The organism is Streptomyces sp. NPDC002577, assembly GCF_053594815.1.
The window spans coordinates 1-16,571 of sequence record NZ_JBSFWK010000083.1 but is presented as its reverse complement, the minus strand read 5'-3'; the positions used below and the strand labels follow the sequence as shown (position 1 = coordinate 16,571).

Annotated in this window: 11 protein-coding genes; 9 read left to right on the top strand and 2 right to left on the bottom strand. The window is 70.9% G+C overall.

Annotated features, from left to right (window positions below; translation table 11 throughout):
- The first annotated feature begins 215 nt into the window (after window positions 1-215).
- The 3 genes from ACWD4J_RS43545 (at window position 216) to ACWD4J_RS43535 (ending at window position 3,979) form a co-directional block, all read left to right on the top strand.
- Complete coding sequence (locus ACWD4J_RS43545) at window positions 216-440, top strand: hypothetical protein (RefSeq protein WP_451401098.1); 225 nt, start codon at window positions 216-218, stop codon at window positions 438-440.
- 140 nt (window positions 441-580) lie between these two features.
- A complete protein-coding gene (locus tag ACWD4J_RS43540) occupies window positions 581-3,673 on the top strand; it encodes a helix-turn-helix transcriptional regulator (protein WP_451401101.1) in 3,093 nt (1,030 codons plus the stop codon).
- Window positions 3,674-3,766: 93 nt separating this feature from the next.
- Complete coding sequence (locus ACWD4J_RS43535) at window positions 3,767-3,979, top strand: DUF6191 domain-containing protein (protein ID WP_451401097.1); 213 nt, start codon at window positions 3,767-3,769, stop codon at window positions 3,977-3,979.
- 25 nt (window positions 3,980-4,004) lie between these two features.
- Here ACWD4J_RS43535 and ACWD4J_RS43530 read toward each other — a convergent pair whose 3' ends face one another.
- Together ACWD4J_RS43530 and ACWD4J_RS43525 are read right to left on the bottom strand one after the other, a co-directional pair.
- Window positions 4,005-5,177: a PQQ-dependent sugar dehydrogenase gene (locus ACWD4J_RS43530; protein ID WP_451401100.1), complete on the bottom strand. Its 1,173-nt coding sequence runs from the start codon at window positions 5,175-5,177 to the stop codon at window positions 4,005-4,007.
- Between the two features lie 217 nt (window positions 5,178-5,394).
- Window positions 5,395-6,405 carry an aldo/keto reductase gene (locus ACWD4J_RS43525; protein ID WP_451401096.1) on the bottom strand — a complete coding sequence of 337 codons (1,011 nt, stop codon included), beginning with the start codon at window positions 6,403-6,405 and terminating at the stop codon, window positions 5,395-5,397.
- A gap of 95 nt (window positions 6,406-6,500) precedes the next feature.
- On the opposite strand from ACWD4J_RS43525, the gene ACWD4J_RS43520 reads away from it, so the two are divergent.
- From ACWD4J_RS43520 to serA, 6 genes are all read left to right on the top strand, one after another.
- A complete protein-coding gene (locus tag ACWD4J_RS43520; protein ID WP_451401099.1) occupies window positions 6,501-7,451 on the top strand; it encodes a 2-hydroxyacid dehydrogenase in 951 nt (316 codons plus the stop codon).
- 364 nt (window positions 7,452-7,815) lie between these two features.
- Entirely contained in the window at window positions 7,816-10,722 is a 2,907-nt protein-coding gene (locus ACWD4J_RS43515; RefSeq protein ID WP_451401095.1) for a putative bifunctional diguanylate cyclase/phosphodiesterase, read from the top strand.
- A 229-nt stretch (window positions 10,723-10,951) separates the two neighbouring features.
- Window positions 10,952-12,805: an acetolactate synthase large subunit gene (locus ACWD4J_RS43510; protein WP_451401094.1), complete on the top strand. Its 1,854-nt coding sequence runs from the start codon at window positions 10,952-10,954 to the stop codon at window positions 12,803-12,805.
- Between the two features lie 24 nt (window positions 12,806-12,829).
- Window positions 12,830-13,354 carry an acetolactate synthase small subunit gene (gene ilvN, locus ACWD4J_RS43505; protein WP_067271974.1) on the top strand — a complete coding sequence of 175 codons (525 nt, stop codon included), beginning with the start codon at window positions 12,830-12,832 and terminating at the stop codon, window positions 13,352-13,354.
- 159 nt (window positions 13,355-13,513) lie between these two features.
- Entirely contained in the window at window positions 13,514-14,512 is a 999-nt protein-coding gene (gene ilvC / locus ACWD4J_RS43500) for a ketol-acid reductoisomerase (RefSeq protein WP_451401093.1), read from the top strand.
- A gap of 309 nt (window positions 14,513-14,821) precedes the next feature.
- Entirely contained in the window at window positions 14,822-16,423 is a 1,602-nt protein-coding gene (gene serA / locus ACWD4J_RS43495; RefSeq protein WP_451401092.1) for a phosphoglycerate dehydrogenase, read from the top strand.
- The last annotated feature ends 148 nt before the right edge of the window (window positions 16,424-16,571 follow it).

Here is a 16,571-nt window from a genome sequence, read left to right as displayed (position 1 = left end):
TCAGTTGCACTCGCGTCACGCAAGAAGATCTACCGGCCCAGGCCCCTCCGCGAGGGCGGATCGCGCAGATTGATCACGACTCGATACGCGCCCTAAGGCCCCTCATGCGTGCAAGATGCGGCACTCTCCCGATGTGGCGCGGGCCCCTGGGAGACGAAGGTTGAGGCATCGCAGACAGCGAGGCCGACAAACCGGCTCGTCACGAGGGGTACGAGATGTTCGAGTACGAAATGCACGAGGTGCGCCACGCCGAGCTGATCCGTAAGGCCGAGCGAGGCCGGCTGCTGCGCGAGGCCCGTGAGGCCCGCCGCGCCGCCCGGCGCTCCGCGCGCGACGAAGGCGAAAGGCGGGTGAGTGGGCAGGACAGGCAGGGGCCTTTGGGAGACAGCCGCGGCGAGAGCCAGGAGCCGCACCGGTCGCAGTTCGCCCCCACGGCATGAGGGGCGCCGGGGAGGGCGGAACCGGGGCGGTCGCCGCGCAGGCGGTGAGCACCGCCGTGGCTGCGATCCGACCGGCCAACGCGCCTGCCCTGCATGCCACAGCACGAATATCGGGTGCCGCAGTGTCAGACCCCTGTGCGATGCTCGGCGATGTGGAGACCAGGTCCGTCAGCCCGGTGTTCGTCGGCCGCACCGATGAACTGGGCGCACTGAACAACGCCCTCGCCCGGGCCGCCGGCGGGGGTGCCTTCCCGTCGCCCGCCACCGCGGGCGAGCCGCCGGGGGAGCCGCAGTCGCTGCTCGTCGGCGGCGAGGCAGGGGTGGGCAAGACGCGGCTCATCGAGGAGTTCGCCGCCAGGGCGCGCCTCGAGGGCGCCGTCGTCGCGGTCGGCGGCTGCGTCGAAATAGGCGCGGACGGCCTGCCGTTCGCGCCTTTCTCCACGGCGCTGCGCGCCCTGCGCAGGCAATTGCCCGACGAGCTGGCCGCCGCGGCCGCCGGTCAGGAGGAGGAACTGGCCCGGCTGCTCCCCGAGCTGGCCGAGGCGCCCCGCCGACCGCACGGCCGGCACGACGAGGAGGGCGTGGCAAGCCTTTTCGAGCTCACCGCGCGCCTGCTCGAGCGGCTCGCCGCAGACCGCACGGTCGTCGTCGTCCTGGAGGACCTGCACTGGGCCGACGCCTCGACCCGCCACCTCCTCGCCTATCTCTTCCGTACGCTCCGCAGCGGCCGCCTCGTCGTCATCGGCACCTACCGCGCGGACGACATCCACCGCCGCCACCCGCTGCGGCCCCTGCTCGCCGAGCTCGACCGGCTGCGCAGCGTCCGGCGCATCGAGCTGGGCCGGTTCAGCCGCGACGAGGTGGGCCGCCAGATCGCCGGCATCCTCGCCCGCGAGCCCGACGCGTCCCAGGTGGACGACATCTTCGAACGGTCCGACGGCAACGCCTTCTTCGTCGAGGAGCTCGCCGTCGCCGCGCACGAGGGCTGCAGCCCCGGGCTCACCGACTCGCTCCGCGATCTGCTCCTGGTCCGCGTCGAGGCGCTCCCCGAGCACGCCCAGCGGATCGCGCGCCTCGCGGCCGAGGGCGGATCCACCGTCGAGTATCCGCTGCTCGCGGCCGTGGCGGGGCTCGCCGAGGACGACCTGATCGAGGCGCTGCGGGCCGCGGTCGGCGCCAACATCCTGCTCGCGGCACCCGACGGCGACGGCTACCGCTTCCGGCACTCCCTCGTCCGCGAGGCCGTCAGCGACGATCTGCTGCCCGGCGAGCGCTCCCGCCTCAACCGGCGCTATGCCGAGGCGCTGGAGGCCGACCCGTCGCTCGTCCCCGCCGACCAGCGCGCCGCCCGCCTCGCCAGCTACTGGTACCACGCGCACGACGCCGCCAAGGCGCTGCCCGCCGTGCTGCGCGCCTCCGTCGAGGCCCGCAGCCGCCATGCGTACTCCGAGCAACTGCGGCTCCTCGAACGGGCCATGGAGCTGTGGGACGCCTCCCCCGAGGATGTACGGGCGGAGCTGCGTCCCGTCGACTACACCGAGGTCTACCCTCCCTGCGGCTGCGACCCGGCCACCACACCGCTGCGCTATCTGGACCTGATGGCCGAGGCGGCCGTCGCGGGGCGGCTGTGCGGGGAGCGGGAGCGCGCTCTGAAGATCACCAAGCGGGCTCTGCGCCTGCTCGAGGAGGAGCGGGACCCCCTTCGTGCCGCCTGGTTCTGGGTCCAGCGGTCCAGTCTGGTGCGCAACCAGGGCCGCGGCGACGGCTGGAAGGAGCTCGCCACCGCCCAGGAACTGGTGCGCGGGCTGCCGCCGTCCGAGGTGCACGCCGACGTCCTGGCCAATGTCGCGGGCTGGTCGATGCTGCACGAGCCGGGCCCGGACGCCGTGATGGCCGCGGAGCGCGCAGTGGAGTATGCGCGCATGGTCGGGGCCCGCGACATCGAGATGACCGCGCGGCTCACCCGCGGCGGCCTCATGGTCGACGCGGGCGACGTGGAGGCCGGGCTCGCCGAGATGTACGCGGTCAAGGAACGGGTCCTCGAGCTCGCAGTCCCCGCGGTCATCGGCCGCTGCTATGTGAACCTGCCGTCCCACCTGGAGGGAGTCGGCCGCTCACGGGAAGCCGTCGACATCCTGAAGGAGGGCGTCGAGATCTGCCGCAAGCTCGGCGTGCTGGACTCCGAGGCGTGGGTGTGGAGCAACCTCTCGGAGTCGCTGTACGCCCTCGGCCGGTGGGACGAGGCGGCCGACGCCGCGACCCGCGCCCAGCGCACCGGTCAGAGCTCGAAGTCCCGGGCCATGGGTGCCACGCGGTTCGCCTATCTCGCCCTGGCCCGGGGCCGCATCGCCGAGGCGGCCCGTCACCTGGCCGCCGCCCATGACCACTTCGGCACGCACGACGCCATGCCGCAGCAGTCCCTGCCGCTCGCCCGCATCGCCATCGGCGTGGCCGCGGGCGAGGGCCGCATACTCGACGCCCGTGCCGAGCTCGACAGGGTTCTCACCGCGGGCTTCCCGCTCGGCACCCAGCGCTACGGATGGCCGCTGCTGCTGGCCGCCGCCACGACCGAGGCCGACGCGCGCGGGCTGCCGGTCGCCGAGGCGGGCCGCGCCGAGGTCCTGGACCGCATCCGCACCGCCGCCAGGTCGCTCGCCACGGGGGTCCCGGTGTGGTCGGCGTACGACCAGTGGGTCCGCGCGGAGCTGCGGCGCGCCGAGGGGCGCAACGTCATCGAGCTCTGGGCGGAAGTCATAGAGGCGTTCCGTCCGCTGGAGCGCCCCTACGACCTCGCGCGCGTCCGCTACCGGCTCGCGGAGGCCGTCCTGACCTGCGGAGCGAGCGAGGACGGCCGCGCCGAAGCCGCCGAACTGCTGCGGAATTCCATGGCCGTCGCCGAGCACCTGGGCGCCCGCCCGCTCGCCGAGTCGGTGGCCCTGCTGGCCCAGCGCGCCCGCCTGACGCTCACCCACGCCGTGGCACCCGTCCCCGCCGACCCGGCCGGTTCCCTAGGCCTGACCAGCCGGGAGCGGGACGTACTGCGCCTGGTCGCCGTGGGCCGCAGCAACCGGCAGATAGCCGAGGAGCTGTTCATCTCCCCGAAGACGGCCAGCGTCCACGTCTCCAACATCCTCGCCAAGCTGGGGGTCTCGGGGCGCGGCGAGGCCGCGGCGGTGGCGCATCGGCTGCGGCTGTTTCCGGACGAGCCCGGGGACCGGCTCGCCGCAGGATGATGGCGGGCAGGCAACGAGTCCGTGGCGGTCCTCGGCCGGTCGCTGATCGACGACGCATAGCGAGGACCGGAGTCCCGGTCCGGGGAGGTGCCGATGTTCAACGCCTTCGAGGAGATCTTCGCGCCGGGGCGCAAGCACACCCAGGATGAGCAGAACCGGCTGGAGCTGACCCGGCAGGACGCCGGGGACGGCGACCCGGGGCGCGGTCCCATCGACCTGGCTTCGGGCAAGGTCGTCGTACGGCTGCCCGGGCAGACGTCCCAGGAGCCGGAAGAGAGCGGACCTGCCGGGGCCGACCAGGACTGACGGCATACGCTCCGCCGCCCGGCGCCTACGTCACCTCCACCTCGAGGATCCGGTCGTCCCCGGCCTCCGGCGACCCCCGGCCGTCCGTCTCACTCGTCACGAGCCACAGCTTGTCTCCGCCCGCGGACACGACCGTGCGCAGCCTGCCGTACTTCCCCTTGAAGAACGCCTGCGGGTCCGCCGACACCTTCGTGCCGTCGAGAGGGATCCGCCACAGCCGCTGGCCCCGCAGCGCTGCCATCCAGATGGACCCCTTCGCGTACGCGATGCCGCTCGGTGAGGCCTCGTCGGTCCTCCACTGGGCCACCGGGTCGTGGAAGCGGGAATCGCCGCCCTTGCCCTCCACCTCGGGCCAGCCGTAGTTGCCGCCCGGCACGATCAGGTTCAGCTCGTCCCAGGTGTTCTGCCCGAACTCCGACGCCCACAGGCGCTTGTCCTCGTCCCAGGCGAGGCCCTGCACGTTGCGGTGCCCGTACGAATACACCGGTGAGTCGCCGCCGAACGGATTGCCCGGCGCGGGCTCGCCGTCCGGAGTGAGGCGCAGGATCTTGCCGCCCGGCGACTTCTTGTCCTGCGCGAGGCCGGTGTCACCCGTCTCGCCCGTGCCCGCGTACAGCATCTTGTCCGGGCCGAACGCGATCCGGCCGCCGTTGTGGATGACGCCCTTCGGGATGCCCTTGAAGACGGTGTCGGGCGCGCCCAGTTGCTCGCCCGCGGGCTTCTTGTCGTCGTACAGCATGCGGGCGATGCGGTTGTCCGACTCGGTCGTGAAGTACGCGTAGACCATGTGGTCCGAGGCGTACGTGGGGGAGAGGGCGAGGCCCAGCAGGCCGCCCTCGCCTGCCGGGGCCACGCCGGGCACCGAGCCGATCTCGGTCTTCCTGCCGCTGTCCGTGTCGACGCGGGTGATCGTCCCCTCGTCGCGCGAGGACACCAGCAGGTCGCCGTCGGGCAGCTCGGCGAGGCCCCACGGGGACTTCAGGCCCTCGGTGACCGTGCGGACGACCTTCGCGGAGCCCTTGGCGGGCGGGACGTCCTCGTGCGCCGTGTCCGAGGGCGACGACACCGGCTCCGACGCGCTCGGGGACGAACTCCTGCCGTCGTCCGACCGCTCGCCGCCGCCGGAGGAGCACCCGCCCGCCAGCAGGAGCGCGGCTGCGGTCAGCACGGCGGTCACAGCTCGACGTTCCACGATCAGGGTCCCTTCGGGGCGGCGTCGACACGTGGGCTCTTCCTGTCTACACCGCTGAGGAGTGCCCAAGGTTCCCGACGACACGGTCTTTTCGGCCGGGGAGCCGGGGCGCCAGGGGGCGGGCAGCCGGGCGCCCGGGAGCGCTGAGGCTCCGCCCAGACCCCTGATCGCCCTGACGGGCTCGTCCTCAAGCGCCGGACGGGCTGTTTCAGCCTGCACCCCGTCAGTCCCACGACCCCCGCGCCGCGGGCAGCGCGGCGATCTCCGCGAGGTCCTGCCGCGTCAGCTGCAGTCCGGCCGCCCCCGCGTTCTCGACGGCCCAGCGCTCATGCTTGGCGCCGGGCACCGGCACCACATGCCGGCCCTGCGCAAGCACCCACGCCAGCGCCACCTGCGCCGTGGTCACTTGGCGCCCGTCCCGGCCCCCGGGCCGCTCCGCTATCCGCCGCAGCCCCGCCACGATCGGCTGGTTGGCCGCCATCATCTCCGCCGTGAAGCGGGGGTGGCGGGCCCGCACGTCGTCCGGCTCGAAGCCCCCGCCGGGCGTCAGCGTGCCCGTGAGGAAGCCGTTGCCCAGGGGCATGGCGGCCAGGAAACCCACACCCCGGGCCTCGCACCACGGCAGCAGCGCGTCCAGCGCCTCGGGCGACCACACCGACAACTCGGCCTGCACCGCGCTCACCGGGAAGACCTGCTGCACCCGCTCGAGGAGCCGGATCGTTCCGTCATGCATCCGGGAGCCCATGCGCCGCGAGGCGCGGGCACCCACCGCGCACAGCCCCAGCGCCCGTACCTTCCCGGCCGCGACGAGCTCGGCCATCGCACCCCAGGTCTCCTCGACGGGCACCTCGGGATCGGTGCGGTGCAGCTGGTAGAGGTCGATGGTGTCGGTCTGCAGCCGCCGCAGCGAGGCGTCGCACGCCCGCTTCACATAGCCGGGGCGGCCGTTGGCCACGATGTGCTGCTCGCCCACCAGGAGCCCGCACTTGGTCGACACGAACGCGTCCCCGCGACGCTCCTTCAGCACGCGGCCGAGCAGCAGTTCATTGGTGAACGGGCCGTACATGTCCGCGGTGTCCAGCAGCGTCGAGCCCCGGTCCAGCGCCGCGTGCACCGTCCGCAGCGACTCGTCGCCGCGCTGCCGGGAGGCGGTGTACGCCCAGCTCATCGGCATGCATCCGAGTCCGATCGCGCCCACTTCGAGCGCTCCCGCGCCGATCGTCCTGCGCTCCACCTGCGGAATCCTCCCACTGCCTGTCCGAGAGGTTCCCCAAACTAACCTCTGTGCCCGCCGGGCCTTCGCATAGCCTCGTGGCCATGAGTGCAGATGTGTGGCTTCCCGTCCCGGCCGAGGAGATCGAAGGCCTCCCCGAGATGTTCGACTACCGCTTCTGGGACGGAGGTCCGGGCGGTGGGGAGAGCGGCGGGGACTACCCGGCGGACCCGCGGGACTGCGTCTTCTACGTGGTGCCGTACATGCGGCCCGTGTCGGCGAAGACCGGGCCCATGGCGGCCATGTCCGGGGTCCGGGTCGTCCAGACGCTCACGGCCGGCGTCGACGACGTACTCGGTGTGATGGCACAGCTCCCGGCGGGGGTGCGGCTGTGCAATGCGCGCGGGGTCCACGAGGCCAGTACGGCCGAACTGGCGCTCACGCTCACCCTGGCCTCGCTCCGCGGCATCCCGGGATTCGTCAGGGCGCAGCAGACGGGGACCTGGCAGAGCGGCTTCCATCCCGCGCTCGCCGACAAATCAGTCCTCATCGTGGGATACGGAGCCATCGGCAGCGCTGTGGAGGACCGGCTCGTGCCGTTTGAGTGCGCGCGGGTGGCGCGCGTCGCGCGCTCCGCCCGCGACACGGAGCGCGGTCCCGTGCATCCCATCTCCGATCTGCCGCAACTTCTGCCCCACGCCGACGTCGTGATCCTGACGACGCCGCTCACGACGGAGACGAGAGGCCTGGTCAACGCCGGCTTCCTGGCGGGCATGAAGGACGGTGCGCTGCTCGTGAACGTCGCGCGCGGTGCCGTCGTCGACACCAAAGCCCTGCTCGCGGAGGTGGAAAGCGGCAGGATCAGTGCCGCCCTCGATGTGACCGATCCCGAACCGCTGCCGCCCGGCCATCCGCTGTGGACGGCGCCCGGTGTGCTGATCAGTCCGCACGTGGGTGGTCCGACGTCTGCGTTCCTGCCGCGTGCGAAGCGCCTCATCGCCGCACAGCTGAACCGTTTCGCGGCGGGGGAGCCGTTGGACAACGTGGTGCTCACAACGGGCCGATAGTTCCACCGTGGACACTCTCCGCAGTGTCTCAACTCCATTGAGTGTTCAGATCCTTGCGGGTCGTCACGCAGCGTAGAGAGACTATGTCGCACAGTGACGAGTCTGGTGTATCGTCCCGAGAGGGGTAGCGCCGTGCGGAGTTCGGCGCGGGGACGATAGATCGGACTGCAAGGGGGCGACGGGCGATGTACGGCCTGGTGACCAACGATCCGACGCGGCGGGGGCCACGAGCACACTCCTCGCACCCATCGACGCGCAGACGCCGCCCCAGCGATCACACCGGTCGCGGGCAGTGCGGACGCCGGGGCCATCCGCATCCGGACCGGCGGGGGTGGAGGACAGCGGCGGCATCCGGAGCAACCCGGTGAGCTCGCGCCCGACCCCCGTCGCCGTCCTGGGCGGAGCGCTCAGGACGCTGCTGCCGGCCGAGGGTGGACCGCCGAGCCCGGCGGACTCCGGCAGCCGGAGGAGGATGCAGGGACCGCAGCTCGTCCTGGTGCTGCTGTGTACCGCCTTCACCGCGGGATCCGCGTTCGGCTGGGGCTCGGACCTGCTCGCGATGATCATGGGCGACTTCGGGCTGAGCGCCGCCGCTGCCGCCGCGGCGGTCTCGTGCTTCCGCTTCGCACGCAGCCGCCACAGCCGCTTCCGCCCCGCGTGGCTGCTGTTCGCGCTCTCGTCCGCGATGTCAGCCCTCGGCAACGGCGTCTGGGGCTGGTACGAGGTCGTCCTGAACACGAAGATGCCCTCGCCGAGCTACGCCGACCTGTTCTTCCTGTGCTTCGCCCCACCGGCCATCGTCGGGCTGCTGGTGCTCGCCAAGCGCCCGGTGACCCGGTCCGGCTGGGTCTGCCTCGTGCTGGACGCCTGGCTGATCGGCGGCTCCCTGCTCACGCTGTCCTGGAGCCTCGCCCTGGCGCAGACCGCGCAGTCCGAGGGGCGGGGCGTGGCGCGGGCCGCGTTCACCCTCGCCTACCCGCTGCTGGACATCGCCCTGGTCAGCATGGTGCTCGCGCTGCACTTCAGGCGCACATCGGCCAACCGGGCCGCGGTGAACACCGCCATAGGAGCACTGGCCCTGACCGTGATGTGCGACGCGCTGTTCACCTCGCCGCTGCTGCACGACAGTTACCACTCCGGCCAGCTACTGGACGCCGGGTGGTTCGCGGGATCCCTGCTCCTCGCCTACGCCCCGTGGGCCGGACGCCGGCACGGGCAGCCGGAGGAGGCCGACCACGCACGCGTGGAGCACGGGCACATCCCCGGCCACCCGGGCGCCGGCGGACGGGGCCGGTATCCGGCCACGCGGCCGCTCGTGACGTCGCTGGCGGCCCTCACCCCCTATCTGGCCGCCACCGTCTGCACGCTGGGCATCCTCTACAACCTCGTCAACGGCCGCAGCGTCGACCGCGTCATGCTCTTCACGGCCTGCACCGTCGTGCTCGCGCTGGTGGTGCGCCAGGGCATCATGCTCCTCGACAACCTCCGCCTGACCCATGAACTGGCCCAGAAGGAGAACCACTTCCGCTCCCTGGTGCAGGGCTCGAGCGACGTCATCATGATCGCCGCGCCGAACGGCGTCCTGAGGTACGTCAGCCCGGCCGCCGCCGGCGTCTACGGCCGCGAGGCCGACGAGCTGGTCGGCTCCGAGCTCGCCTCGCTCATCCACCCCGAGGACCTGGGGTGCGTCGTCCACGAGGTGCGCCGCTTCCTCGCCGCCAGCCACGCCGAGGAGCCCACGACCCGTATCGAGTGCCGCTTCAGGTCGGGCACCGGCGCATGGCTCAATGTGGAGTCGACGGTCAACCGCCACCACGGCGGCCTCATCCTGAACAGCCGGGACGTGACCGAACGGGTCCGCCTGCAGGCCCAGTTGCAGCACAACGCCGAGCACGACCCGCTCACCGACCTGCCCAACCGCGCCCTGTTCACCAAGCGCGTCAGCCACGCCCTCGGCGGCCGCCGCAGCTCCGACCGCGGCACAGCCGTGCTCTTCATCGACCTCGACGGCTTCAAGGCCGTCAACGACCGCCTCGGCCACCAGGCGGGCGACGAGCTCCTCGTCCAGGCCGCCCGCCGGCTCCAGGAGGCCGTACGGAAGGGCGACACGGCCGCCCGCCTCGGCGGTGACGAGTTCGCGGCCCTCATCGTGGGCGACGGCACCCGGGACCGTGCGGCCCGCGAACAGCACATACTGGAGCTCGCCGACCGGCTGAGAGTGATCCTCTCCCAGCCCTACACCGTCGACGGCGGTGACGTCCGGGTCGCCGCCTCCATCGGTGTCGCCTTCGCCGAACCGGAGCTGTCCGCCGGCGAGCTGCTGCGCAACGCCGATCTCGCGATGTACCGCGCCAAGGCCGCGGGCAAGGACCGCGTCGAGCTGTACGCGCCCCAGATGCAGGCCGACGTGGTCCGCAGGACGGAGCTGGCGGGCAGGCTGCGCAGCGCGCTGCACGCCGGTGAGTTCGTGCTGCTCCACCAGCCCGTGGTCTCCCTGGCCACCGGCCGGATCACATCGGTCGCCGCGCAGCCCCGCTGGCGCTCCGCCCAGGGCATCCTCTTCACCCCCGACGAGTTCCTGCGGGGAGCCGAGGACAGCGAGCGCACCGCCGAGATCGGCCGCTGGACGCTGGAGGAGGCCGTCAAACAGGCCGCGGACCGCGGCAGGGCGGGACTCGCCGTGCCCGTGACCGTCCGGATGGGCGCACGCCGCCTGCTGGACCGCACCATGCCGCTCAGCTCCATCGAGGCGCTGCTCACCCGGCACGGGCTGGCCTCCGGCGCCCTCGTCATCGAGCTCGCCGACAGCGACCCCCGGGTCTCGCTGGACGAGCTGGAGCGCCGTCTCACCGCGCTGTGCAGGCTCGGCGTCCGTGTCGCCCTGGACGGCCTCGGCAGCGGATACGCGGCGATCACCGCACTGCGCCGGCTCCCCGTCGACGTACTGAAACTGGACCCCAGCCTGGTCGAGGGCGTCGTGGAGTCCGCGCGGCTGCACAAGATCACCAGCGGGGTGCTGCGCATCGCGACCGATCTGGGGCTGCAGTCCGTCGCGGACGGCGTGGACCTGCCAGAACAGGTCGTCGCTCTACGGGCGATGGGGTGTACGCACGGTCAGGGCAAGGCCTTCTCCGGCCCTCTGGACGAGTACCGGCTGCGCCGTGCCCTGTCCGCCGGCCGTTTCCCCGTGCCGCACGGCCCGGTCGAACCCGTATTCGCGGGCGGAGCACCTCCCCGTTCACATGATGAGACTCCTGTCCCACCTACTTGACAGGCGCGGCGTCGCAGGGAGAGGGTCAGTGCCATGCGCACCCGAATCCTCGTACTTGGAAAGCGCGTCGGCTGAAGCTAGGGCACCGGACGATCACCGGTCACCCAGCGCCCGCACCGACGCGCTCCCCTCGCTTGCCTCCCGGCACGAGGGGTTTTTTGTTGCACCAACACCCGCCACATCCTGCACAACCCTCGCAAAAACCCTCAGCATCGAGAAGAGAATGCCGATGACCGAGCAGGCCTCCGGGGCCCACCATCCGCAGCCGCGGCCCCGTTCCTCTGGGCAGCAGTCCGCCCCTGTCGAGCACGTGACGGGTGCGCAGTCCCTCATCCGTTCTCTCGAGGAGGTCGGGGCCGACACGGTATTCGGCATTCCCGGCGGTGCGATCCTTCCCGCGTACGACCCGATGATGGACTCCAAGCGGGTCCGTCACGTCCTGGTCCGCCACGAGCAGGGTGCCGGCCACGCCGCCACCGGCTACGCGCAGGCCACCGGCAAGGTCGGCGTGTGCATGGCCACGTCGGGTCCTGGTGCGACCAACCTGGTCACGCCGATCGCGGACGCGCACATGGACTCGGTGCCGCTGGTCGCGATCACCGGGCAGGTCGCCTCCAAGGCGATCGGCACGGACGCGTTCCAGGAGGCGGACATCGTCGGCATCACGATGCCGATCACCAAGCACAACTTCCTGGTCACCAAGGCCGAGGACATCCCGCGGATCATCGCCCAGGCGTTCCACATCGCCTCCACCGGCCGTCCGGGCCCGGTCCTGGTCGACATCGCGAAGGACGCCCTCCAGGCGCAGACCACCTTCAGCTGGCCGCCCACGATGGACCTGCCCGGCTACCGCCCGGTGACCAAGCCGCACGCCAAGCAGATCCGCGAGGCCGCGAAGCTGATCACCGCCGCGAAGCGGCCGGTCCTGTACGTCGGCGGCGGCGTCATCAAGGCCGGCGCGACCGCCGAGCTGAAGGTCCTCGCAGAACTCACCGGAGCGCCCGTCACCACCACACTGATGGCGCTCGGCGCATTCCCCGACAGCCACCCGCTGCACGTGGGAATGCCGGGCATGCACGGTTCGGTCACCGCCGTCACCGCGCTGCAGAAGGCCGACCTGATCGTCGCCCTCGGAGCCCGCTTCGACGACCGCGTCACCGGCAAGCTGGACAGCTTCGCCCCGTACGCCAAGATCGTCCACGCCGACATCGACCCCGCCGAGATCGGCAAGAACCGCGCCGCCGACGTGCCGATCGTCGGTGACGCCCGCGAGGTCATCGCCGACCTGATCCAGGCGGTGCAGAAGGAGCACAGCGAGGGCCACCAGGGCGACTACAGCGCCTGGTGGAAGGACCTCAACCGCTGGCGCGAGACCTACCCCCTCGGCTACGACCTGCCCGAGGACGGCTCGCTCTCCCCGCAGCAGGTCATCGAGCGCATCGGACAGCTCGCGCCGAAGGACACGATCTTCGCGGCGGGCGTCGGCCAGCACCAGATGTGGTCCGCGCACTTCATCGAGTACGACAAGCCCGCGACCTGGCTCAACTCCGGCGGCGCCGGAACCATGGGCTACGCGGTCCCGGCCGCGATGGGCGCCAAGGCCGGTCAGCCGGGTCGTACGGTCTGGGCGATCGACGGCGACGGCTGCTTCCAGATGACCAATCAGGAACTGACCACCTGCGCGCTGAACAACATCCCGATCAAGGTCGCGATCATCAACAACGGCGCGCTCGGCATGGTCCGCCAGTGGCAGACCCTGTTCTACAACCAGCGCTACTCCAACACGGTGCTGCACAGCGGCCCGGACGCTCCGGCCAACCCCGAGTCCAAGGGCACCCGCGTCCCGGACTTCGTGAAGCTGTCCGAGGCGATGGGCTGCCACGCGATCCGCTGCGAGCGCGTCGAGGACCTGGACAAGGCGATCGAGGAGGCCAACTCGATCAACGACCGGCCCGTCGTGGTGGACTTCATCGTCCACGAGGACGCGATGGTCTGGCCGATGGTCGCCGCCGGCACCTCCAACGACGAGATCATGGCCGCCCGGGACGTCCGCCCCGACTTCGGCGACAACGAAGACGACTGAGCGCGAAAGAGAGCCAAGAGAACCATGTCCAAGCACACGCTCTCGGTCCTGGTCGAGAACAAGCCCGGCATCCTCGCCCGGATCGCCGCGCTGTTCTCCCGCCGCGGCTTCAACATCGACTCGCTCGCGGTCGGCGTCACCGAGCACCCCGACATCTCCCGCATCACCATCGTCGTGAATGTCGAGGACCTGCCGCTCGAACAGGTCACGAAGCAGCTCAACAAGCTCGTCAACGTCCTGAAGATCGTCGAACTGGAGCCGGGTTCCGCCGTTCAGCGTGAACTCGTTCTGGTGAAGGTCCGCGCCGACAACGAGACCCGCTCCCAGATCGTCGAGATCGTCCAGCTGTTCCGCGCCAAGACCGTGGACGTCTCGCCCGAGGCGGTCACCATCGAGGCCACCGGTTCCAGTGACAAGCTGGAGGCGATGCTGAAGATGCTGGAGCCCTTCGGCATCAAGGAGCTCGTCCAGTCCGGCACGATCGCCATCGGCCGCGGCGCCCGTTCGATCACCGACCGGTCGCTGCGCGCCCTCGACCGGTCGGCCTGAGCAGTAAAGCTCGACCGCAACACGGACGACGTAATACGCGAATGACCGGAAACGGGCGGCCGGCGCGCACCGGCCGCCCGTATACCGAGACCCCGAAACTTCCCGCACCCCTCCCGCCGTACGGTGGGACGCAACATCAGCACACTTAGGAGAAACCCAGTGGCCGAGCTGTTCTACGACGACGACGCCGACCTGTCCATCATCCAGGGCCGCAAGGTCGCGGTCATCGGCTACGGAAGCCAGGGCCACGCCCACGCGCTGTCCCTGCGCGACTCCGGCGTCGACGTCCGTGTCGGCCTGCACGAGGGCTCCAAGTCCAAGGCGAAGGCCGAGGAGCAGGGCCTGCGCGTCGTCACCCCGGCCGAGGCCGCCGCCGAGGCCGACGTGATCATGATCCTGGTCCCGGACCCGATCCAGGCCAAGGTCTACGAGGAGTCCATCAAGGACAACCTGAAGGACGGCGACGCGCTGTTCTTCGGCCACGGCTTCAACATCCGCTTCGGCTTCATCAAGCCCCCGGCCGGCGTCGACGTCTGCATGGTCGCCCCGAAGGGCCCGGGCCACCTGGTCCGCCGCCAGTACGAGGAGGGCCGCGGCGTTCCCTGCATCGTCGCCGTCGAGCAGGACGCCACGGGCAACGCCTTCGCGCTCGCCCTCTCCTACGCCAAGGGCATCGGCGGCTCCCGTGCCGGCGTCATCAAGACGACCTTCACCGAGGAGACCGAGACCGACCTGTTCGGCGAGCAGGCCGTCCTCTGCGGTGGCACGGCCGCGCTGGTCAAGGCGGGCTTCGAGACCCTGGTCGAGGCCGGCTACCAGCCGGAGATCGCGTACTTCGAGTGCCTCCACGAGCTGAAGCTGATCGTGGACCTCATGTACGAGGGCGGCCTGGAGAAGATGCGCTGGTCGATCTCCGAGACCGCCGAGTGGGGCGACTACGTCACCGGCCCGCGCATCATCACCGACACCACCAAGGCCGAGATGAAGAAGGTCCTGGGCGAGATCCAGGACGGCACCTTCGCCAACAACTGGATGAAGGAGTACGAGTCGGGCCTGCCGAAGTACAACGAGTACAAGAAGGCCGACGAGGACCACCTGCTCGAGACCACCGGCAAGAAGCTGCGCAAGCTGATGAGCTGGGTCGACAACGAGGACTGAGTCCTGCACGGCACAGGGCCGCTCCACACCGGGGCGGCCCTGTTCTTTCGCCCGCGACGTGGCCCGTCAAGGGCTTTGTCCAGCTCGTCCACCCACGGATGAGTGATCCTTCCGCCGAGGTGGAAAACGGCGCCCGGCAACCGCCACTACACTGCACAGAAACGCGTTCAGGCCCACAGCGTCGTGCGTCTTCCACGCGGCTAAGCGACACCGAGGAAGTACAGGCACCCGCACTTCCCCGGCGCCGCTCCCCTCCACCGCCTGCGGCCGTCGGGACGGCCGTCCGCATTGGGACTTGTGAGGACTCACGTGAGCACTGCGTCTCCGAAACCCGTCGTACTCATCGCTGAAGAGCTGTCGCCTGCCACCGTCGACGCGCTGGGGCCGGACTTCGAGATCCGGCACTGTAACGGAGCGGACCGAGCCGAGCTGCTCCCCGCGATCGCCGAGGTCGACGCCATCCTGATCCGCTCCGCGACGAAGGTCGATGCCGAGGCCATCGCCGCCGCGAACAAGCTGAAGGTCGTCGCACGAGCCGGCGTCGGCCTCGACAACGTCGACGTCTCCGCCGCCACCAAGGCCGGCGTGATGGTCGTCAACGCCCCCACCTCCAACATCGTCACCGCCGCCGAGCTCGCCTGCGGCCTGCTCGTCGCCACCGCCCGCAACATCCCGCAGGCGAACGGCGCCCTCAAGAACGGCGAGTGGAAGCGCTCGAAGTACACGGGCGTCGAGCTGGCCGAGAAGACCCTCGGCGTCGTCGGCCTCGGCCGCATCGGCGCGCTGGTCGCGCAGCGCATGTCCGCGTTCGGCATGAAGATCGTCGCGTACGACCCCTATGTGCAGCCCGCGCGTGCCGCGCAGATGGGCGTGAAGGTCGTCTCCCTCGACGAGCTGCTCGAGGTCTCGGACTTCATCACCGTCCACCTGCCGAAGACGCCCGAGACGCTCGGCCTGATCGGCGACGAGGCGCTGCACAAGGTCAAGCCGTCCGTCCGCATCGTCAACGCCGCGCGCGGCGGCATCGTCGACGAGCAGGCGCTGTACTCGGCCCTGAAGGAGGGCCGCGTCGCCGGTGCCGGCCTCGACGTGTACGCGAAGGAGCCCTGCACGGACTCTCCGCTGTTCGCGTTCGACCAGGTCGTGTGCACCCCGCACCTCGGTGCCTCGACCGACGAGGCGCAGGAGAAGGCGGGCATCGCGGTCGCCAAATCGGTTCGCCTCGCGCTCGCCGGTGAGCTCGTGCCGGACGCGGTGAACGTCCAGGGCGGCGTGATCGCCGAGGACGTCAAGCCGGGTCTGCCGCTCGCCGAGAAGCTGGGACGTATCTTCACCGCCCTCGCGGGCGAGGTCGCGGCCCGTCTGGACGTCGAGGTGTACGGCGAGATCACCCAGCACGACGTCAAGGTGCTCGAGCTCAGCGCCCTGAAGGGCGTGTTCGAGGACGTCGTCGACGAGACCGTCTCCTACGTCAACGCGCCCCTGTTCGCGCAGGAGCGCGGCGTCGAGGTCCGCCTGACGACGAGCAGCGAGTCGCCCGACCACCGCAACGTGGTGACGGTGCGCGGCACCCTCTCCGATGGCGAGGAGGTCTCGGTCTCCGGCACGCTGGCCGGGCCCAAGCACCTCCAGAAGATCGTCGCGATCGGCGAGTACGACGTGGACCTGGCGCTCGCCGAGCACATGGTCGTCCTGCGCTACACCGACCGGCCCGGTGTCGTCGGCACCGTCGGGCGGATCCTCGGTGAGGCGGGCATCAACATCGCGGGCATGCAGGTGTCCCGGACGGACGTCGGTGGCGAGGCCCTCGCGGTTCTCACCGTGGACGACACCGTGCCGCAGTCGGTGCTCAACGAGGTTGCCGAGGAGATCGGCGCCACGTCGTCGCGGTCGGTGAACCTCGTGCACTGAGGTTCGCCGCGCAGCGTTCAGGGCCCTGGTCACCTTGCGGTGACCAGGGCCCTGTTTTTCTTCCCCCACCCCGCCCCTTCCCGTAACCAGGGGGCCAGCCCCCTGGACCCCCGGTCCTCAAGCGCCGGACGGGCTGAATTTCAGCCCG

Bases quoted from the DNA above. Each gene is read 5' to 3' on its own strand.
- ilvN (WP_067271974.1), top strand. From the start codon at position 12,830: ATGTCCAAGCACACGCTCTCGGTCCTGGTCGAGAACAAGCCCGGCATC.
- ACWD4J_RS43535 (WP_451401097.1), top strand. From the start codon at position 3,767: ATGTTCAACGCCTTCGAGGAGATCTTCGCGCCGGGGCGCAAGCACACC.
- ACWD4J_RS43510 (WP_451401094.1), top strand. From the start codon at position 10,952: ATGACCGAGCAGGCCTCCGGGGCCCACCATCCGCAGCCGCGGCCCCGT.
- ACWD4J_RS43540 (WP_451401101.1), top strand. From the start codon at position 581: ATGCTCGGCGATGTGGAGACCAGGTCCGTCAGCCCGGTGTTCGTCGGC.
- ACWD4J_RS43545 (WP_451401098.1), top strand. From the start codon at position 216: ATGTTCGAGTACGAAATGCACGAGGTGCGCCACGCCGAGCTGATCCGT.